The 19,136-nt window shown below is 67.1% G+C and carries 20 protein-coding genes, 1 tRNA gene and 1 pseudogene; 13 read left to right on the top strand and 9 right to left on the bottom strand.

The window, feature by feature from the left end; all coding sequences use genetic code 11:
- Positions 1 to 682 (bottom strand): methylenetetrahydrofolate reductase (locus P1K30_RS21960; RefSeq protein ID WP_275634935.1); only part of this gene is annotated, 682 nt, incomplete at its 3' end.
- Between the two features lie 97 nt (positions 683 to 779).
- On the opposite strand from P1K30_RS21960, the gene P1K30_RS21955 reads away from it, so the two are divergent.
- From P1K30_RS21955 to P1K30_RS21945, 3 genes are all read left to right on the top strand, one after another.
- A complete protein-coding gene (locus P1K30_RS21955; RefSeq protein ID WP_275634934.1) occupies positions 780 to 1,715 on the top strand; it encodes a LysR family transcriptional regulator in 936 nt (311 codons plus the stop codon).
- A gap of 271 nt (positions 1,716 to 1,986) precedes the next feature.
- On the top strand, positions 1,987 to 2,775 hold the full coding sequence (locus tag P1K30_RS21950; RefSeq protein WP_275634933.1) for an inositol monophosphatase family protein: 789 nt from the start codon (positions 1,987 to 1,989) through the stop codon (positions 2,773 to 2,775).
- A gap of 95 nt (positions 2,776 to 2,870) precedes the next feature.
- A complete protein-coding gene (locus tag P1K30_RS21945) occupies positions 2,871 to 3,056 on the top strand; it encodes a Flp family type IVb pilin (RefSeq protein WP_275634932.1) in 186 nt (61 codons plus the stop codon).
- Positions 3,057 to 3,116: 60 nt separating this feature from the next.
- Here P1K30_RS21945 and P1K30_RS21940 read toward each other — a convergent pair.
- The 3 genes and pseudogenes from P1K30_RS21940 to putA form a co-directional block, all read right to left on the bottom strand.
- Positions 3,117 to 3,413, bottom strand: a pseudogene (locus P1K30_RS21940) (GFA family protein); the annotation flags it as partial.
- Between the two features lie 6 nt (positions 3,414 to 3,419).
- Positions 3,420 to 4,169: a rhomboid family intramembrane serine protease gene (locus tag P1K30_RS21935; protein WP_275634931.1), complete on the bottom strand. Its 750-nt coding sequence runs from the start codon at positions 4,167 to 4,169 to the stop codon at positions 3,420 to 3,422.
- Positions 4,170 to 4,200: 31 nt separating this feature from the next.
- Complete coding sequence (putA, locus tag P1K30_RS21930; protein WP_275634930.1) at positions 4,201 to 7,662, bottom strand: bifunctional proline dehydrogenase/L-glutamate gamma-semialdehyde dehydrogenase PutA; 3,462 nt, start codon at positions 7,660 to 7,662, stop codon at positions 4,201 to 4,203.
- A 102-nt stretch (positions 7,663 to 7,764) separates the two neighbouring features.
- Between putA and P1K30_RS21925 the strand changes: the two genes are divergently transcribed.
- From P1K30_RS21925 to P1K30_RS21910, 4 genes are all read left to right on the top strand, one after another.
- A complete protein-coding gene (locus P1K30_RS21925; RefSeq protein WP_275634929.1) occupies positions 7,765 to 8,229 on the top strand; it encodes an Lrp/AsnC family transcriptional regulator in 465 nt (154 codons plus the stop codon).
- A 77-nt stretch (positions 8,230 to 8,306) separates the two neighbouring features.
- Positions 8,307 to 8,392, top strand: a tRNA-Leu gene (locus P1K30_RS21920).
- A 168-nt stretch (positions 8,393 to 8,560) separates the two neighbouring features.
- Positions 8,561 to 9,136, top strand: coding sequence for a L,D-transpeptidase (locus P1K30_RS21915; protein ID WP_275634928.1), 576 nt, complete (start codon positions 8,561 to 8,563; stop codon positions 9,134 to 9,136).
- 116 nt (positions 9,137 to 9,252) lie between these two features.
- On the top strand, positions 9,253 to 10,050 hold the full coding sequence (locus tag P1K30_RS21910; protein ID WP_275634927.1) for a hypothetical protein: 798 nt from the start codon (positions 9,253 to 9,255) through the stop codon (positions 10,048 to 10,050).
- A gap of 18 nt (positions 10,051 to 10,068) precedes the next feature.
- Here P1K30_RS21910 and pcaD read toward each other — a convergent pair whose 3' ends face one another.
- The 5 genes from pcaD to P1K30_RS21885 form a co-directional block, all read right to left on the bottom strand.
- Positions 10,069 to 10,857 (bottom strand): 3-oxoadipate enol-lactonase, encoded by a 789-nt coding sequence (gene pcaD, locus P1K30_RS21905; protein ID WP_275634926.1) that lies wholly within the window; start codon positions 10,855 to 10,857, stop codon positions 10,069 to 10,071.
- A complete protein-coding gene (gene pobA, locus P1K30_RS21900; RefSeq protein ID WP_275634925.1) occupies positions 10,857 to 12,026 on the bottom strand; it encodes a 4-hydroxybenzoate 3-monooxygenase in 1,170 nt (389 codons plus the stop codon). The genes pcaD and pobA overlap by 1 nt, the downstream gene beginning before the upstream one ends.
- Before the next feature lie 245 nt (positions 12,027 to 12,271).
- Complete coding sequence (locus P1K30_RS21895) at positions 12,272 to 13,267, bottom strand: threonine ammonia-lyase (protein ID WP_379561425.1); 996 nt, start codon at positions 13,265 to 13,267, stop codon at positions 12,272 to 12,274.
- Positions 13,252 to 14,091, bottom strand: a complete 840-nt coding sequence (locus P1K30_RS21890) for an alpha/beta fold hydrolase (protein WP_275634924.1) — start codon at positions 14,089 to 14,091, stop codon at positions 13,252 to 13,254. Before P1K30_RS21890 ends, P1K30_RS21895 begins: the two co-directional genes overlap by 16 nt.
- Positions 14,088 to 14,774, bottom strand: coding sequence for a haloacid dehalogenase type II (locus tag P1K30_RS21885; RefSeq protein ID WP_275634923.1), 687 nt, complete (start codon positions 14,772 to 14,774; stop codon positions 14,088 to 14,090). Before P1K30_RS21885 ends, P1K30_RS21890 begins: the two co-directional genes overlap by 4 nt.
- 254 nt (positions 14,775 to 15,028) lie before the next feature.
- On the opposite strand from P1K30_RS21885, the gene P1K30_RS21880 reads away from it, so the two are divergent.
- From P1K30_RS21880 to P1K30_RS21855, 6 genes are all read left to right on the top strand, one after another.
- Entirely contained in the window at positions 15,029 to 15,721 is a 693-nt protein-coding gene (locus tag P1K30_RS21880; RefSeq protein WP_275634922.1) for a phosphatidylserine decarboxylase, read from the top strand.
- A 15-nt stretch (positions 15,722 to 15,736) separates the two neighbouring features.
- Positions 15,737 to 16,489, top strand: a complete 753-nt coding sequence (pssA, locus tag P1K30_RS21875) for a CDP-diacylglycerol--serine O-phosphatidyltransferase (RefSeq protein WP_275634921.1) — start codon at positions 15,737 to 15,739, stop codon at positions 16,487 to 16,489.
- Between the two features lie 11 nt (positions 16,490 to 16,500).
- The gene (locus tag P1K30_RS21870) at positions 16,501 to 17,118 is read left to right on the top strand and encodes a class I SAM-dependent methyltransferase (RefSeq protein WP_275634920.1); all 618 of its coding nucleotides are present in this window, start codon (positions 16,501 to 16,503) and stop codon (positions 17,116 to 17,118) included.
- 93 nt (positions 17,119 to 17,211) lie between these two features.
- Entirely contained in the window at positions 17,212 to 17,646 is a 435-nt protein-coding gene (locus P1K30_RS21865; protein ID WP_275634919.1) for a VOC family protein, read from the top strand.
- Positions 17,640 to 18,353, top strand: a complete 714-nt coding sequence (locus tag P1K30_RS21860) for a DUF1194 domain-containing protein (RefSeq protein ID WP_275634918.1) — start codon at positions 17,640 to 17,642, stop codon at positions 18,351 to 18,353. Before P1K30_RS21865 ends, P1K30_RS21860 begins: the two co-directional genes overlap by 7 nt.
- A gap of 1 nt (position 18,354) precedes the next feature.
- Positions 18,355 to 19,071: a DUF1194 domain-containing protein gene (locus P1K30_RS21855; protein ID WP_275634917.1), complete on the top strand. Its 717-nt coding sequence runs from the start codon at positions 18,355 to 18,357 to the stop codon at positions 19,069 to 19,071.
- Positions 19,072 to 19,136 lie beyond the last annotated feature (65 nt).

Genomic DNA, 19,136 nt, shown 5'->3' with positions numbered 1-19,136 from the left:
TTTCGAAGGCTTCGATCACCCACTGGGGCACGTTCGCGCCGCACCGATCGGCGAACCGCTTGATGCCTTTCCAGTTCTCGACCGGCAGGATGCCCGGAATGATCTGGGCGTCGATCCCGGCGGCGGCGCAGCGGTCACGGAAGCGGAAGAAGGTGTCCGCCTCGAAGAAGAACTGCGTGATGGCAGAGGTCGCGCCCGCGTCGATCTTGCGCTTCAGCCAGTCGATGTCGGCGGTGTCCGAGGCGGCCTCGGGGTGCGGGTCCGGGTAGGCGCCCACGCGGATCTTGAACTTGCCGGTGTCGGCCAGCGCCGAGATCAGCTCGCAGCTGTCGGCAAAGCCGTCGGGGTGCGGCGTGAAGGCGCCGGCGCCCTTCGGCGGATCGCCCCGGAGCGCCACGATCTCGGTCACGCCGGCTTCGGCGTAGCGGTCGCAGATCTCCAGCGTTTCGGCTTTCGTCGCTTCCACGCAGGTCAGGTGGGCGGCGACGTTCAGGCCGTAATTGGCGTGGATCGTCTTCACGGCGTCATGGGTGAGGTCACGGGTGGTGCCCCCGGCGCCGTAGGTCACGGACACGAATTCCGGCCCCAGCGGTGCCAGCGTGCGGACGGTGTCCCAAAGGCGGAAAGACGCCTCAAGCGACTGGGGCGGGAAGAATTCGAAAGAGAGACGCGGCGCAGACATGGTGAAATCCTGTGATCGGTACAAGCACAGTTGTATGAGTTCGGCGGATGTGAGACAAATTCATAATCCTCAAGAAGGTTATGAGCGGAGCGATAGTTTGCATCTCGAATTCCGGCACCTGCGCACCATCAAGGCGATCCACGAGGCGGGCGGACTGGCCCGCGCGGCCGAGTTGATGAACATCACGCAATCCGCCCTGTCGCATCAGGTGAAGGGGCTGGAGGAGCAGGCGGGGGTCGAGCTGTTCGTGCGCCGCACCAAGCCGCTACGGCTTTCCCCCGCCGGGATCAAGCTGTTGCGGCTGGCCGAGCGCATCCTGCCCGAGGTCGAGGCGCTGGAAGACGAGTTTCACGCGCTGGAGACCGGGCGCGCGGGCCGTCTGCACATCGCCATCGAATGCCACGCCTGTTTCGAATGGCTGTTCCCGGTGCTGGAGCAATTCCGGCAGGCTTGGCCCGATGTGGATGTCGACATTCGTCCGGGGCTGGCCTTCGACGCCCTGCCGGCGCTGAAGCGCGAAGAGGTGGACCTTGTCGTATCGTCCGACCCGGAAACCATCAGCGACGTCGATTTCACGCCGCTGTTCGACTACGAGCCGGTGTTCGTCGCGTCGGCGCAGCACCCGCTGGCACAGAAGACCTTTGTCGAGGCCGAGGATTTCCGCGGCGAGACGCTGATCACCTATCCGGTGGACCGGCCGCGTCTTGACGTGTTCAGCCAGCTTCTGACTCCGGCCAAGGTGGAACCCCGCGCCGTGCGGCAGGTGGAACTGACGGCGGTGATCCTGCTCCTGGTCGCGTCGAACCGCGGTGTCGCGGTGCTGCCGGACTGGGTGGTGCGCGAGGTGCGCTACCATTCCGACTATGTCACCCGGCCGATCACCGAGACGGGGCTGACCCGTCGCCTGTACGCCGCGACGCGGGCCGAGGATACGGCGCGTCCGTTCATGGCGCACCTGCTGAAACTGGCCCGCACGGTGCCGGTTCGGCTGCAACGCGGGGACCCGCCGGCGATCCCGGTCCCGCAGACCTGAAACAATCCGGCGGTGTGGTGGCCTTTGGCCGCTGCGTCGCGCGTCCGGGGTATCTGAACGGGGGCGAGACGCATGGATTCGCGGCCCGATCCGGGGGCTTTTGGCCTTGGACCCCGCGATCCGCGTGCATCAGGTGTACCGTTCCAATGTTAAGTAAACGCCACTAACCGCCCGGCTTGCCACATTCCTGCCGCATCCTGTGTGCGTGCGCCCTTCACATCGCCGCGCCGCTGGCCTATGTCGCGGCCTGACCTTCAAGGAGCCGGACAACATGCAGGGCAGCGCCAATATCAACCTGATGATCAAGGCCGCGCGCAAGGCGGGACGCAGCCTGGTGAAGGACTTCCGCGAAGTCGAGAACCTGCAGGTCTCGATGAAGGGTGCGGGAGACTTCGTCAGCCGTGCCGACATCGCCGCCGAGAAGATCATCCGCGACGAGCTTATGTCGGCCCGTCCGAACTATGGCTGGCTGGGCGAAGAGAGCAAGCCGGAGGAGGGCGCCGACCCGACCCGCCGCTGGATCGTCGACCCGCTGGACGGCACCACGAACTTCCTGCACGGGCTGCCCCACTGGGCTGTGTCCATCGCCTTGGAACACAAGGGAGAAATCGTCGCTGGCGTGATCTTCGACGCGGCCAAGGACGAACTGTACTGGGCCGAAAAAGGCGCCGGTGCATGGATGAACGAAAGCCGCCTGCGGGTGTCCGGACGCCACCGCATGATCGAGTCGATCTTCGCCACCGGCCTGCCGTTCGGCGGCCGCGGCGAACTGCCTTCCGTGATGCGCGATCTTGGCCGTCTGCTGCCGGTCTGTGCAGGCGTGCGCCGCTGGGGCGCTGCCGCGCTGGACATGGCCTATGTCGCCGCAGGCCGGCTTGACGGCTACTGGGAACGCGGCATCAACGCGTGGGACATGGCCGCCGGTGTGGTCATCGTGCGCGAGGCGGGGGGATTCGTTCAGGCGATCGCCAAGGACGGAAACATGCTGGAGGACGGCGAAGTCATCTGCGCGAACGAGCGGATTTTCGAGACGTTCTCGGACACGATCCGCAACGGGTGACGGACCTTTCGGGCCGCATAAATTGACGTCGCGTTCCCCAATCAGGACACATTCTGGCATCAAAACATCGGCAGACCTTCCAAGTGAGTGTGCCCATGACTCAGATCCTTGAATTTATCCGCGACGAAGACGGCGCCGTGACTGTCGACTGGGTCGTTATCACCGCAGCTATCGTCGGCCTTTGCATTTCGGCTTTCGGATGGATCGGTAACGACACCCACGACTATGGCGAGCGCATTGGTGGCCACATGTCGAGCCAAGGGGTCAAGACGACCTACTGATCTTGGCTCGGCGCCACGCACCGAACACAAGGGATACGCGCCGGACCCGGCGCGGTCCGGTCAGCGGTCCGACGGGTGATTGACCCCGTCGTTCCAATCAAAGCCAGGATAGTCGCTTGGGTTCACGCCCTCGAGCGCGCCAAGGTTCACCCCGTATTCGTTCGGGTTCGACCGGCGGCGGTGATGCGTGTAGATCCCGCAGACAGAGCAAAACCAGTGCCGGGCCGTTTGCGTGCCGAACTGGTACAGGGACAGAACGTCCTTGCCCTTTACCACCTTTAGCGTGTCCAGCGGCACAGCCAGCATCGGTGCGCCCCTGCGGCGGCAATAGGAACAGTCGCACCGCCGCGCGTCCGCCGTCGGTCAGCGCCGTCGCCGGGGGACGGACGGGATGTGGCTGCGTTGCAGCTTGTACTTCGCCTCAGGGTGGTCGGGGTGGCCGTGGGTGCGGCTCCAGTATGCGGGGCCGCCGCGCTTCAGGAACAGCGGGATCACCAGGATGAAGCCGACGATGAAGCCGCCCGCGTGCGCCCAGTAGGCCACGCCGCCCATGTCCGGATCGGCGCCGACGCCGTTGAAAAGCTGTAGCGCAAACCAGATCCCCAGCATCAGCCACGCGGGCACCGGGATGATCTTGAAGATCACGACGAAGATGAACAGGATGTCGACCTTCGCCTTGGGGTACATCAGCAGATAGCCCCCCATAACGCCCGCGATGGCCCCCGACGCCCCGACGGTCGGCACCATCGAATAGGGCGCGGCCAGAACGTGCACCAGCGCCGCGCCAAGCCCGCTGGCAAGGTAGAAGGCAAGGAAGCCAAGGTGCCCGAAATCCTCTTCGAGGTTATCGCCGAAGATCCACAGGAACAGCATGTTGCCCGCAAGGTGCATGAAGCCGCCATGCATGAACATGGTGGTGAACAGCGTGTGATAGCCGCCGCCGTCCGAGATCCGCGCCGGGATCAGCGCCCACTCGAACAGCAGCTCGCGCTGACCCACGGGGTCCTGCATCGCGGCAAGGGTGGCGATATACACCAGCACGTTCACCGCGATCAGCGCGTAGGTGACGTAGGGTGTCTTGTTCGACGGGTTGTGATCGCGGATCGGAAACATGGCGCTTACCTTGGCCCTCGCGGGGGCAAGGTCAAGCGTCCGATACCTCGGCCAGCAATTCGGCGTTGCCTCCTGATGCGGTGGTGTCGATGCACAGGTGCCGTTCCAGCAGGACGTCCGGCGCGGTGGGGCGTGCGGTGACCAGCGGCAGGATCGCCCCGTCGCGCGCCGCAAGCGCCCGGGCCAGCCGGCGCGCCGCGTCGGTGTCGCCCCAGAACAGCACCCCGCCAAAGCCCGTGGCCCCCGTCAGCGCAGCCGAGGTCGCGCCCTCGGGCAGCTCGACTGCGACGCCGCCCAGGGCGCGCACCGCCTCGGCCTGCGCCGCTGCGGCCTCGGGCCCCGGTCCGAGACACAGAAGCGGCGGGCGGGCGACTTGGGCCAGCCGGTTCGATTCACCCGTGGGTCCGGGCATGTCGCGCACCGCAAGCGGGGTGTCGGACACCTTCACTGCATCGATCCGCGCCTGCAGGTCCTTCAGCTGGACCTTGCCCGCCGGGCCGCTGGCCGTGGCCACCGGCTCTGGCTGGGTGAAGCGCGCGACGTACTCGGGGCCGCCCGCCTTCGGTCCTGTGCCCGACAGACCTTCGCCGCCGAAGGGCTGGCTGGCCACGATGGCGCCGATCTGGTTGCGGTTGACGTAGGCATTGCCGACCGCCAGCCGCTCGGTCACGTATTGCACCCGGTCGTCGATCCGCGTGTGCAGCCCGAAGGTCAGGCCAAAGCCTGTCTCGCGGATGTCGGCGAGCACTTGGTCCAGCTGGTTCGGACGGAAGGTGGCAAGGTGCAGCACGGGGCCGAATACCTCGCGTTCGATGTCGCGGATGCCGCCGACCTCGACCACCGAGGGGGCGATGAACAGGCCGTCCTGCGGAGCGGTCAGCCCGTGCAGCACGCGGCCCCCCGCAGCGGCAAGATAGTCTGCGATCCCGTCCCGCGCTTCGGCGTCGATGACCGGGCCGACGTCTGTGGACAGGTGCCACGGATCGCCCATCCGCAGTTCGTCCATCGCGCCGAACAGCATCTTGCGGAAGGCGGGGGCGATGTCTTCCTGCACGTACAGGCACCGCAGCGCCGAACACCGTTGGCCCGCCGACTGGAACGCCGAGGCGACGATGTCGCGCACCGCCTGTTCCGGCAGCGCGGTGGAATCGACGATCATCGCGTTGATCCCGCCGGTTTCCGCGATCAGCGGGGCGTCGGGCGACAGATGATCGGCCATCGCGCGGCGGATCGCTTGCGCGGTCTCGGTCGAGCCGGTGAAGGCCACGCCGTCCACCCGCGGATCCGAGGTCAGCGCCGCGCCCACGGTCGGCCCGTCGCCGGGCAGGAACTGAAGCACCTCGCGCGGGACGCCCGCCTCATGCAGAAGCTCGATGGCGGCATGGCCGATCAGCGGGGTCTGCTCGGCAGGTTTCGCCAGCACGCCGTTCCCGGCGGCCAGTGCGCCCGCGATCTGACCGGTGAAGATGGCCAGCGGGAAATTCCACGGCGAGATGCAGGTGAAGATCCCGCGCGGCGGGCGGGTCAGGCCCTCGGCCTGTTCGGCGTAGTACAGCAGAAAGTCCGCCGCCTCGCGCAGTTCGCCCACGGCGTCGGGCAGCGACTTGCCCGCCTCGCGGGCGAGGATGGCGAACAGGCGGGCGTGGTGATCCTCGTACAGCGCGGCGGCGCGTTTCAGGACGGCGGCGCGTTCGGACGGGCTGGCGGTCCACGGGGTCGCGGCGGCAAGGGCGGTCTGCACGTCGTCCGCCGAGGCGTTGCGCACGCGGCCCACGGTGTCCGAGGGCAGGGCGGGGTTCGTCGTCTGCACCTCTGGGCCCGGGGGCGTGTCCCCGGCGATCAGCGGCGCGGCGGTGAACACCGTGTCGCGATAGCCGTCGCGGGCGGTCTCCAGCGCGTCCAGTTCCGGCCGGTGCGCAAGGTCCCACCCGCGCGAGTTCTCGCGCTCGGGGCGGAAGATCTCGGTCGGACGGCGGACGCGGACCTTGGCGGCCTCGACCGCGTCGAACGGATCGGCGGCTACGGTTTCGGGGGGCACGGCCTCGTCTACGATCTGGTTCACGAAGGACGAGTTCGCGCCGTTCTCCAGCAGGCGCCGGACAAGGTAGGCCAGCAGATCCCGGTGCGCGCCCACCGGCGCGTAGATCCGGCAGCGCGCGCCGGGTTCCTTCATTAGGATGTCGTGCAGGCGTTCGCCCATCCCGTGCAGGCGCTGGAATTCCCAGCCGTCGCGGCTGTCGGCCATTTCCAGAACGGCGGCGGTGGTGTGGGCGTTGTGGGTCGCGAATTGCGGGTAGATCCGGTCGCGCAGCCCCAGCAGCTTGCGCGCGCAGGCGATGTAGGACACGTCGGTCGCGGGCTTGCGGCTGAACACCGTGAAGCCGGGGGCGCCGATGACTTGCGCGTGCTTGATCTCGGTGTCCCAATAGGCGCCCTTCACCAGCCGCAGGGTGAAGCGTCGGTCCAGCCGTTCGGCCAGCGCATAGAACCAGTCGATGACGTGGCGCGCGCGCGGGCCATAGGCCTGCACCACAAGGCCGAAGCCGTCCCAGCCGTGCAGCGCCTCGTCGGCCAGCGCCGCTTCGATCACGTCCAGCGACAGATCCAGCCGGTCGGCTTCCTCGGCGTCGATGTTCAGGCCCATGCCCGCAGCCGCCGCCTGCTTGGCCAGCGCCTGAAGGCGGGGGACCAGTTCCGTCATCACGCGGTCGCGCTGGGCTTCCTCGTACCGTGGGTGAAGTGCGGACAATTTGACGGAAATGCCGGGATTGTTCACGCTTTTGTCGTCGGTCGCCGCCTTGCCGATCGACCCGATCGCTTGGGCATAGGCGTGGAAATACCGTTCCGCATCGGCGCCGGTGCGGGCGGCTTCGCCCAGCATGTCGTAGGAATAGGTATAGCCCTTCGCCTCCATCCCTGCGGCGCGGGACATGGCGGAATTGATGGTTTCGCCCAGCACGAACTGGCGGCCCATCTCGCGCATGGCGCGGCCCACAGCGGTGCGGATCACCGGCTCGCCCAGACGCTTCACCGCGCCGCGCAGGGCGCGCGTGACGCCGGGCTTCTGGTCGTCCAGCACGCGCCCCGTCAACATCAGCGCCCACGTCGAGGCGTTGACCAGCGACGAGGACGAATGCCCAAGGTGACGGCCCCAGTCCGACGGCGCGATCTTGTCCTCGATCAGCGCGTCGATGGTCTCGGCGTCCGGCACGCGCAGCAGCGCCTCGGCAAGGCACATCAGCGCGATGCCCTCGTCGGTGGACAGGCCGTACTCGGCCAGAAACACCTCCATCAGGCCGGGGCGGGCCGAGCTGCGGATGTCGCGCACCAGCCCGGCGGCGCGGGTCGAGATGCGGGCGCGATCCTCGGCGGACAGGTCGGCCAGCGCCGCGAGTTCGGCCAGCGTCGCGGTTTCGTCGGCATAGGTCGCGTCGGCGATCCGGGCGCGGATGGTGTCGGTCTTGGGGGTGTTCTGGGCAGTGTCGAGAGTCATGCGGAACCTCCGTTTGTCCCGTTGTACCGCAGGTTGGGCTTTGATTTTCTCCTGAAAACCACAGATTGTTGGTCGAACCGTCCAAATCCGGGGGCATGCGCAGTGCAAACAGACCAACCGAAGCTTGATCGCTTCGACCATGCGATTCTCGACATCCTGACCACCGAGGGGCGGATCAGCGTGACCGAACTCGCCGCGCGCATCGGCCTGTCGAAGACCCCGACCCAAGCGCGGCTGCGGCGGTTAGAGGCGGACGGGGTGATCACCGGCTATCGCGCGATGCTGGATCCGATCCGCATCGGTCGCGACCACGTCGCATTCGTCGAGGTCAAGCTGACCGATACCCGCGAGGCGGCGCTGTCGGCGTTCAACGCCGGTGTCCGCAAGGTTCCCGAGATCGAGCAATGCCACATGGTCGCGGCCTCGTTCGACTATCTGCTGAAGGTCCGGACCGAGGACATGAATACCTATCGCCGGGTCTTGGCCGAAGACATCTCGACCCTGCCGCATGTCGCGCAGACCTCGACCTTCGTGGCGATGCAAGCGGTGAAGGAAGACGGGCTTTGACGCGGCCGGTCCCCGGGGGGTGCCCCGCGCATTTTCCGGTTCCAGCCCCGCGCCGACGCCACTAAGGTGCCGCCCGTGCCCGCGTGGTGGAATGGTAGACACAGAGGACTTAAAATCCTTAGGCCGGAAGGCCGTGCCGGTTCGAGTCCGGCCGCGGGTACCACAAGTTTCGATTGCCGCGCTGCAGCGCGGATTGCGGATTTGTTCTCAAGGGTTTGATGTAAAGCGCATTGCCGACCCCGGGGGCGGGCGCTACCGTAACGTCGTTAATTTGTGTCCCGTGTCTTGCGCGGGGTGCTGCCCCCTGTTCCAGCTGCCAATGGATCCGCACATGACAAACCGCCGTACGTTTCTTTCCGGGGCGCTTGCCGCCGCCGCGACCACCGCCGTGCCCGCCGCCGCCCAGCAGACCTTTGTTGTGCCGGACAGCTGGCAGCCGCAGGTGGTCGACATGCCGGAACGCTATCGTCCGGGGGTGATCCTTGTGTATCCCGACCGCTTCTCGCTGTTCTGGACGCTGCCCGACGGCAAGGCGATCCGCTACGCGGTGCGGGTCGGTCGCGGTGATCTGTACGAGCCGGGCGAGTACACCATCGGTGCCAAGAAAGAGTGGCCGGCCTGGACGCCCACGCCGGACATGATCGCGCGCGAACCGGAACGCTGGGGCCAGTATGCCGACGGGATGCCGGGCGGGCCGAACAACCCGCTGGGCGCCCGCGCGCTGTACCTGTTCCAGCCGCACCGGGGCGACACCTTCCTGCGCATTCACGGCACCAACCAGCCCGAAAGCATCGGTCGCGCGGTGTCCAACGGCTGCGTCGGGCTGCTGAACCCGCACATGATCCACCTGTACGATCAGGTGCCGATGGAAACCCGCGTCTACCTGTACCCCAAGGCCGGTGTTTGATCGCCCAGCCTGACCGCCCAGCCTGAACGAACAGCCTGACGGGCGGCGGTCTTGCGCGGTCGTCGCACGGTGGGCTACACGTCAGGCACAGTCCCGAGCCCGGCAGTCGCGTGAGCATGTCCAGACCCATCGCCTATGATCCGAGACCCGGCTGGCTTGGCTGGGTGTCGCTGCTTTCGCTGCTGGCGATGACCTTCGCGTTCGTCACGGTGAACCTTCAGATCTACAGCGCGCGGGCCGCGTTCATCGCGTCGCATCCAGAGTACGTGGCGAAACAGCCGCCGACGATCAGCCGTGCCTTGTCCGACCCCGCGATCGGCGACGGCTTCGCGTTCTGGATTGGCCTGTCCGCCTTGCTGCTGTTCCCGGCGGTCAGCGGCGTCATCGCCACCTTCGCATCGGCGCTGCCCGCCGTGCGCGCGGCGTCGCCCGGCGGGGCGCGGCGGCTGGTGGCGGTCTCCGTCTTCCTGCCGCTGCTGCAATTGGGTTCGTGCATCGGGATGGTGATGCTGTCGCAGTACACCTTCCCGGACTACAACGACGAGCATATGTTCGGCAGCTACCTGTTCTTCATCAGTCAGGCGGGCATGGTGCTGGCCGGGCTGCTGTTCAGCATCGCGACGGCGCGCGACCCCGCGATGGCCGCGACGATGGCCGAGGCGGGCGTTTACGCCCCCGGCGCCAACCGCGCCCGTCTTTGGGTCGGAACGACAAGCGTGCTGCTGTCGCTAGGCTATCTTGGCCTGTTCATCGCGAAGGGGCTGGATCTGGGCGCGTGGGAGCCGTTCGTGTACCTCGTCTACGTCAGCACAGAGCCGGTCTGCATATCGTTCTACCTGCTGTTCGGGCTGCTGTATAACGTCGACCTTGCGCGCGCGGCGTTCGGGCGACGCGCGGCGGTGCAGGGGGTCTGAGCGGGGCGTCCGAGTGGGCTAGATGTGGCCGGTGCTTCGGGCGAAATCGGCCAGCAGCGCCGCATAAGCCTTTGGCTGTTCGACACAGGGCAGGTGGCCCGCACCGCGCATCAGTTCGAACCGGGCGCCTTTGATCAGCTCTGCCGTCTCGCGCACCAGATCGGGCGGGGTCGATCCGTCCTCGGTGCCCGCGATGACCATCGTCGGAAGGGTCAGGCCGCTGGTGGGGGTATAGAAATCGGTGCCCCGGATCGCCGCCATGCAGCCCAGATAGCCTTCGACCGGGGTGCGGGTCAGCATGTGGCGCCATGTGCGCATGTCCGGCGTGGCGCGGAACGGTTTCGAGAACCAGCGTTCCATCGTGCCGCCGGCCAGCGCCTCGATCCCGCCGGACTCGACCGTGGCGATGCGGTCGTCCCATGTGCCGTGCGTGCCGATCTTGGCGGCGGTGTTCGACAGGACCACCGCGCGCACAAGGTCCAGCCGCTTCACCGCCAGTCCTTGTGCGATCATCCCGCCGATCGAGATGCCGACGAACAGGCAGTCGCGAACCTGCAAGTGGTCCAGCAGCCGCTCCGCGTCGGACACCAGCGCGCCCATCGAATAGGGCCGGGGCGGGCAGTCGGACAGGCCGTGGCCGCGCTTGTCGTAGCGGATGACGCGCAGGCCTGCCGGAAGGTACGACAGCACGCCGTCCCACAGCCGGTGATCGGTGCCCAGCGCGTTGGCGAAGACGATAGGCGCGCCGTCGGGGTCACCGTCCTCGCGCCAGTAGATGCCGGTTCCCTTCAACTCGGTCAGGGGCATCAGTAGGGGGCGCCCACGTACAGTTCGGCCATCGCCGCCTGGGCGGTCTTCGACGTCTCCAGCAGCCGGATCTCGCTTTCCTGCATCCGCCGGTCAAAGCCCGACTGGTCGGGGAAGCGGTGCATGACGGTGGTGAACCACCACGAGAACCGCATCGCCTGCCAGACGCGGGCCGCCGCCTTTTGCGCATAGCCCTCGATCCCGGCGTCGTCGTGGTCGAGGTAATGCGCCTTCAGCGCCTCGAACAGGTAATGCACGTCCGACGCGGCAAGGTTCAGCCCCTTCGCGCCGGTGGGCGGCACGATATGGGCGGCGTCGCCGACCAGGAACAGCCGCCCCCAGCGCATCGGCTCTGCCGCGTAGGACCGCAGCGGCGCGATGGACTTCTCGATTGTCGGGCCGGTCACCAGCTTGTCGGCAAGGTCGCCGGGGATGCGGGCCTTGAACTCGTCCCAGAAGCGATCGTCGGACCAGTTCTCGACCGGCTCGCCCTGCGGAACCTGCACGTAGTAGCGGCTGAGGTTCTCGTTGCGCAGCGACGCCAGCGCGAACCCGCGCGAGTGCGAGGCGTACAGGATCTCGTGCGTGACGGGCGGCGTTTCGGACAGAACGCCCAGCCAGCCGAAGGGATAGATCCGTTCGTATTCCTTCAACACTGTGCGCGGGATCGACTGGCGCGACACGCCGTGGAAGCCGTCGCAGCCAGCAATCCAGTCGCAGTCGATCCGGTGCTCGGTGCCGTCCTTGTGATAGGTCACGTAGGGCGCGTCGCTGTCCAGACCGTGCGGTTTCACCGCTTCCGCCTCGTGGATCACGGTTCCGCCCATCGCGTCGCGCGCGTCGTACAGGTCTTGCGTGATCTCGGTCTGGCCCCAGACCATCATCGACTTGCCGGTCAGCGCCTTGATGTCGATGCGAAAGCCGTGCGTCTCGCCGCCCACGACGATGCCGTCGTCGACGATCCCCTGCCGGTCCATCCGGTCGCCGACCTTTGCCTTGCGCAGAAGGTCCACGGTACCGGATTCCAGCACACCGGCCCGGATGCGGCCCAGCACGTAGTCTCGGGTGCGCCGTTCCAGCACCACGCTGTCGATGCCCGCAAGGTGCAGAAGCTGGCTAAGCAACAGGCCCGAGGGTCCCCCACCGATGATGCAGACCTGTGTACGCATATGGCGCTTCCTCCCGATTACGTGCCGTGTCCACGCGACGCGGCGGGGACCAGACTGTTGTAGGGCGCTTCCCCTCCGTCGCCAAACAGAGATCGTGCATGTGCCGGCAGAGGTGTCACTGTGGCCCGGCGTGCGCTTGATCGCGATTGTTCGAAACGTGATCCTTCGTGTCGCCGTACCTCGATATTCGGACGCTTAATGTTGGGAAACTGCAAGGCCTAGGTAAGATGGGTTTGAAACCCATCCTACAGTTCCGCCAGCGCCTTCGTGAACATCGGCGCATCGACATTGCCGCCCGAGGCGACGGCGATCACAGTGTCGCCTTCGACCGTCTCCGGCATGTACAGCGCGGCGGCCAGCGCGATGGCGCCGCCGGGTTCCAGCACGATCTTCAGCCGGTTGAAGGCCTCGGCCATCGCCTTGAGGCACAGCTCTTCCGGCACCACGACGCCGGGGCCGCACAGGCGCTGCATCACCGGGAAGGTCAGCTCGCCCGGCGTGGGCGTGATGATCGCGTCGCAGATCGAGCCGGACACCCGGTCGTTGCGCTCGATCCGGCCCGACAGCAGCGAACGGGCCACGTCGTCGAAGCCCACGGGTTCGACCGGGCGCACGCGCAGGCCCGGTGCTTCGGCCTCCAGCGCGATTGCAATGCCCGACGTCAGACCGCCGCCACCACAGCAGACCAGAACGTCCGCCGACGTCACCCCGGCCTCGGCGGCCTGCGTGGCGATCTCCAGCCCGCAGGTGGCTTGTCCAGCGATCACAAGCGGATCGTCGAACGGCTTGATCAGCGTCAGCCCACGGTCTTCGGCGATCTTTGCGCCGATCTCGTCGCGGTCCTCGGTCTCGCGGTCGTACAGGACCACCTCGGCCCCAAGCGCGCGGGTGTTGGCGATCTTCACGGCGGGGGCGTTGCCGGGCATGATGATGACCGACGGCACGCCGTGCCGGGTCGCGGCATGGGCGATGCCCTGCGCGTGGTTGCCGGACGAGAAGGCGATGATGCCCTTCGCCCGCACATCCGGATCAAGCGCCGAAATCGCCGACCACGCGCCGCGGAACTTGAACGAGCCGGTGTGCTGCAGGCACTCGGGCTTCACCAGCACCCGGCGTCCGGCGATCTCGTCGAGGAAGGGCGAGGACAGCAGCGGGGTGCGGCGCACCACGGGGTCCAGCCGCGCGTTGGCGGCGCGGATGTCGTCAATCGAGGCGGGGAAGGGGGTCAGCGTGTCTGGCACAGGTCTATCCATTTGCGAATGGCGGCGACGGCCTCGGGCTCGTCAAGGAAAGGGACGTGAGCGCGACCGGGAACCTCGGCGGCGATCATGTCGGGGCGTCGGCGCTGCATCTCGGCGAAGGTTTCGCGGCTGAGAAGGTCCGAGTTCGCGCCGCGAATGGCGGCAATGGGCAGGCCCTCGAACGCGTCGAACACCGGCCAGAAATCGGCGGGCGCCGGGTTCGCGTCGGGATCGGCGGCGTCGAAGATGCGGGCAAGGTCGGGGTCGTAGTTGATCCGCAGCCCCGCGTCGGCCTGAAGATAGTGGCGCTGCACCTCTTCCATCCAGCGGTCTTCGGGCACGTTCTCGAACCCGACCATCAGGCGGGCGCGGGTCTTCGCGGCCTCTTCGTATGTCTTGGCGCTGGGCTGTTTGCCCACATAGCCCTGAATCACGTCCAAGCCCTTGGGGTCGACCACCGGGCCGATGTCGTTCAGGCAGGCCCCGATCAGCCGGTCTTTCGCGACATAGGCCAGCAGCATCGCGATCAGCCCCCCGCGCGAGGTGCCGAGGATGGCCGCACGACCGATCCCGAGGTGATCGAGCAGCGCCAGCGCATCGCCGCCCTCGACCTGAATGGTGTAGGTGGCCGGATCGGCCCAGTCCGACCCGCCGCGCCCGCGATAGTCCAGCCGGATCATCCGCACGTCGCCCAGATGCGGCGCGACATAGTCGAAGTCTGTGCCGTTGCGGGTCAGGCCAGAGAGGCACAGCACGGGCAGGCCCTCGCCCTCGTCGGTATAGGCCAGCCGGGTGCCGTCGGGGGCGTGGAAATACTGCATCATGCCTCTTTCGCCAGTGTCGGTATGCCGCTTAGATCGGCAAGGAAATGATCGGGCCGCCAGTCCAGCCGGTCCACGGGGTCGCCTGCGCGGTTCACCCACGCGGTGACGAAGCCATAGCCCGTTGCGTGCGCCGCGTCCCAGCCGTTTGACGACACGAACAGCACCTCGGACGGGGCACAGCCGAACCGCGCGCCGACCATGTCGTAGACGGTGCGGTGCGGTTTGTAGACCCCGACGTCCTCGACCGACAGCACCGCATCGAGATGCGCGCCGATACCGGCGCTGTCGACGGCGCCGGCCAGCATCTTCGGCTCGCCGTTCGACAGGATCGCGGTGGTCCGGCCATCCGCCTTTAGCTGCGCCAGTATGGCGGGCACCTCGGGGTAGGCGGACAGGTGGAAGTACAGGTCCATCAGGCGGTCGCGCAGGGAAGGGTCGTCCAGCCCAGATGCCTCCATCGCCCAATCCAGCGCGTCGCCGGTGACCTGCCAGAAATCCGTGTGATCGCCCGACACCGCGCGCAGCCAGCTGTATTGCAGCTGCTTTTGCCGCCAGTCACGGGCCAGCGCCTGCCAGACCGGCGCCAGCGCCGTGTTCTCGGGCTTGCCTGCCGCCTCGCGGGCGGCGGCGGCGACGTCGAACAGCGTGCCGTACGCGTCGAAGACGCAGGTGGTGATGGTCATCCTCGGGCTCCCTCTGGCGGCAGACTGTCAGATGGCGGGGATAAGGGGAAGGGTAAGGGAAGGGGGGAAGGGTAAGGGAAGGGGGAGGGGACGCGCCGGGGCCGAGCGCAGCACATGACAAAGTGCCGGGCGTCGCAAGGGGCGCGGCGTGATCACTCTTCCGCGCGTTGTGGCGGTGGTGATGATGCTCCCTTGCTCCTGACGCCGGTGCCACGTACCACCGGGGGCAACAACGGACGAAAGGCGACACTTCGATGCGCATGCGCGACACCTTCCTGAAACCGATGCACCCCGAGGGACGCCGGTTCGTCGCCATCTTCGCGGCCATCACGGTGGTCCTGTTCCTGATCTGGCAGCCGCTGGGCTGGCTGGGCGTCGGCGCAACGGTTTGGTGCTATTACTTCTTCCGCGACCCGAAACGGATCACGCCGGTCCGCGAAGGGCTGGTGGTGTCGCCTGCCGACGGTGTCGTGTCGCTGATCGAACCTGCCGTGCCGCCGGCCGAGCTTGGGATGCCCGACGTGCCGCTGACGCGGGTCAGCGTTTTCATGTCGGTGTTCAACTGCCACGTGAACCGCGCGCCGGTGGCGGGGCGGGTGACGGCGGTGGCTTACCGGCCGGGCAAGTTCTTCAACGCGTCGCTGGACAAGGCCAGCACCGACAACGAGCGCAACGGCCTTGCCATCGAGATGGCCGACGGGCGCACGCTGGCGGTGGTGCAGATCGCCGGGCTGGTGGCGCGCCGCATCGTCTGCTTCACCGCACCCGACCGTCGGCTGTCGGCGGGCGAGCGGTTCGGCCTGATCCGCTTCGGCTCGCGGCTGGATGTCTACCTGCCCGAAGGGTCGGTGCCGTTGGTGGCGCTGGGCCAGACGATGATCGCGGGCGAGACGGTGATCGCGGACCTTGCGTCGGACGAGGCCACCCGGCCCGCGCGGACGGACTAAGGGCGGACCCGCAGCATGTTGGATGACGAGACCGACCCCAAGCGCGAGCGCGACCTGCCGCTGGTCAAGCTGCTGCCGAACCTGCTGACGCTGACCGCTGCCTGCGCGGGGCTGACCGGGGTGCGGTTCGCGCTGTTGGGCGAATACCACTGGGCGGTGCGGCTGGTGCTGATCGCCACCATCCTCGACGGGCTGGACGGGCGGCTTGCGCGCCTGTTGCGCAGCCAGTCGCTGTTGGGGGCAGAGCTGGATTCGCTTGCCGATTTCCTGAACTTCGGCGTGGCGCCGGCGCTGATCTTGTACCTGTGGACGCTGAACGAAGTCGGCGGCATCGGCTGGATCGCGGCGCTGTGCTTCACCCTGTGCTGCCTGCTGCGACTGGCCCGGTTCAACGTCGGTCAGAAGGACGGCAGTGCGTCGTCCGACTTTTTCGAAGGTGTGCCGTCCCCGGCGGGGGCGCTGCTCGTGATGATGCCGCTGGTCGCGTCCTTCGCCTTCCCCGAACTGCCGCGCATTCCGGCGTGGGTGTCGACGGCCTATGTTCTTGTGATCGGGCTTTTGATGATCAGCCGGATCCGGACCTTCTCGTTCAAGAACGTGAGAATCCCACGCCGCAGCGCGCGGTTCGTGCTGCTGGGCGCCGTGCTCGCCGCCGCGCTTCTGTTCATTTATACTTGGGCCACGTTGCTTCTCGCGATGGTGGCCTATCTGACAACATTGCTTGTCGCGCTTCGGAAGGGACCGGGCCGCGAGCAAAAGGACCACTAGGGAAGAATAACTTGGAACTTGATGTCGTTAAGAACTCTTACGCGCGCTGGGCGCCTGTTTACGACCGCACGTTCGGTGCGGTGACGCAGGTTGGCCGCCGCACCGCGGTAGGACATATCAACGAAATGTCCGGCAAAGAGGTTCTGGAAATCGGTGTCGGCACCGGGCTTGCGCTGCCGAACTATGCCCCCGACCGGCAGGTGACAGGGATCGACTTCTCGCACGAGATGCTGGCCAAGGCCCGCGCGAAGGTGTCCGAGATGAACCTGACCGCCGTGAAAGAGCTGCGGCAGATGGATGCGCGCACGCTGGATTTCCCGGATGCAAGCTTTGACGCCGTGGCGCTGATGCACGTCATCTCGGTGGTGCCGGACCCGGAACAGGTGATGGCCGAGGCCGCGCGCGTGCTGCGGCCGGGCGGGCATCTGGTGGTGGTGAACCACTTCGCCCGCGACACCGGCCTGCTGGCGCGGGTCGAGAAGATGGCTGCGCCGATGGCGAACGTGCTGGGGTGGCATTCGGATTTCGAGATGGACGTCGTGCTGGACCAGCCCGGTCTAGAGCTTGTCGAGCAGAAGCAACTGCCGCCGATGGGCATGATGACCTACCTGATGCTGCGCAAGCTGTAACAGCCGCACGGCCGCGCCGTCGCCTCGCCACTGGCCGCGGCGCACATTCGTGATAGGCTTGGCGCAAAGCGAACAGAAAGCCCGGAGGGAATAATGGGTATCAAGTATCTGCACACGATGGTGCGCGTGAAGGACCTGGAGAAATCCAAGGCGTTCTACGAGCTTCTGGGCCTTGTCGAACGGCGCCGGATCGACAACGACAAGGGCCGCTTCTCGCTGGTGTTCATGTGCCCGCCGGATCAGGCGGACGGCACCGCCGACGTTGAAATGACCTACAACTGGGACGGCGACGACGGGCTGCCGTCGGACAGCCGCCACTTTGGCCACCTCGCCTATACGGTCGACAACATCTACGACATGTGCGCCAAGCTTCAGGACGCGGGCGTGGTGATCAACCGCCCGCCGCGCGACGGCCACATGGCTTTCGTGCGCTCGCCCGACAACGTGTCGATCGAGCTGTTGCAGGAAGGCGAGGCGCTTGCGCCGCAAGAGCCGTGGGCCAGCATGGAAAATACGGGTCATTGGTAAGGCGTAACGCCCTTGCCCTGACCTTCGGGGCGGCGCTTGTCGCCGCTCCGACCGCCAGCGCCGAGTGCCGGCTCGCCCTGGTTCTTGCGCTGGACATCTCGTCCTCTGTCGATGGCGCCGAGGACCGCCTGCAGCGGGACGGCCTAGCCGCCGCGCTGACCTCTCCCGAAATCGTCGAGGCGATCCTTGCGCTACCGCAGCAGCCCGTGGCGATTGCCGTCTACGAATGGTCTGGCCGGTATCAGCAGGATCTTTTGGTCGACTGGACCATGCTGAACACCCGCGACGACGTCGTCGGGGTGGCGGGCCGCGTCGCCCGCTCGATCCGCAGCTATGCCGACTATCCCACCGCCATCGGCTATTCGCTGGGCTACGCCGCCGGTCTGTTCGAACGCGGGCCGAAGTGCCTGTACAGCACGCTCGACGTGTCCGGGGACGGGCGGAACAACGAAGGCTTCGGGCCGCAGCTGGCCTATGCCAACTTCCCGCTGGCCGAGGTCACGGTGAACGGCCTGACCATCGGCGGCGAGAAGGACGGGCTGCCGGACTACTACCGCGACAACGTGATCAAGGGGCCGGGGGCCTTCGTGGAACAGGCGCTGGATTTCGACGATTTCGAACGCGCGATGCGCAAGAAGCTGCTGCGCGAATTGGAAGTGCGCGCCGTCGGGTCGCTGATGCGCGACGGGCATGTCGGGGGCGGCTAGGATGCGCTGGCTTGCCTTGGTCTTGACCCTGCTGGCCGCACCGGCGGACGCCGCGTGCCGTCAGGCGCTGGCGCTGGGGCTGGACGTGTCCAGTTCCGTCGACGACACAGAGTACCGCCTGCAACTGGATGGCCTTGCCGCCGCCCTTCTGAAGCCAGAGGTCCGCGCCGCCTTCCTTGCGCTGCCGGACGCGCCGGTGCGGCTGTACGTGTTCGAGTGGGCCGGCAGCGGCCCCAAGCGCGAGGTGCTGAACTGGCAGGAAATCGGGTCCGCCGCAGACCTTGCCGGGGTCGCGGCGCGGCTGCGCGGGACAGGGCGGGTCGCGATGCCGCCGTCCACCGCAGTGGGCGAGGCGATGCTGACCGGGCTGGACGCGCTTGCGGGGCAAACCGCCTGCGGGCGGCGTGTGCTGGACCTGTCGGGGGACGGGCGGTCGAACACCGGCCCGCGCCCCCGCGACGTGCGCCCGATGCTGGGCGACATCACGGTGAACGGGCTGGTCGTCGGGTCGGACCCGCGCAGCGCGGGCGACGCGCGTTCGGCGCTGGTTGGCGAATTGCAGGGCTATTACGCCGCCGAGGTGATCTATGGCCCGCAGGCCTTTGTCGAGGTGGCGATGGGTTTTGCCGACTTCGAGGCCGCGATGGCGCGGAAGCTGCTGAAAGAGCTTCAGTTCTTTGCCGTGTCGGAACTTGGTGCCGTGGATGCCGGACGCTGATTGGCAGCGGTGCAAGCCTGCGCTATTGTGCTTCGCCAACAGGGGTAATCGGGTAACGATCGGGC

The organism is Psychromarinibacter halotolerans (genome assembly GCF_029168315.1).
Taxonomy (GTDB): Bacteria; Pseudomonadota; Alphaproteobacteria; order Rhodobacterales; family Rhodobacteraceae; genus Psychromarinibacter; species Psychromarinibacter halotolerans.
This window is presented reverse-complemented; position numbering and strand designations above follow the sequence as displayed.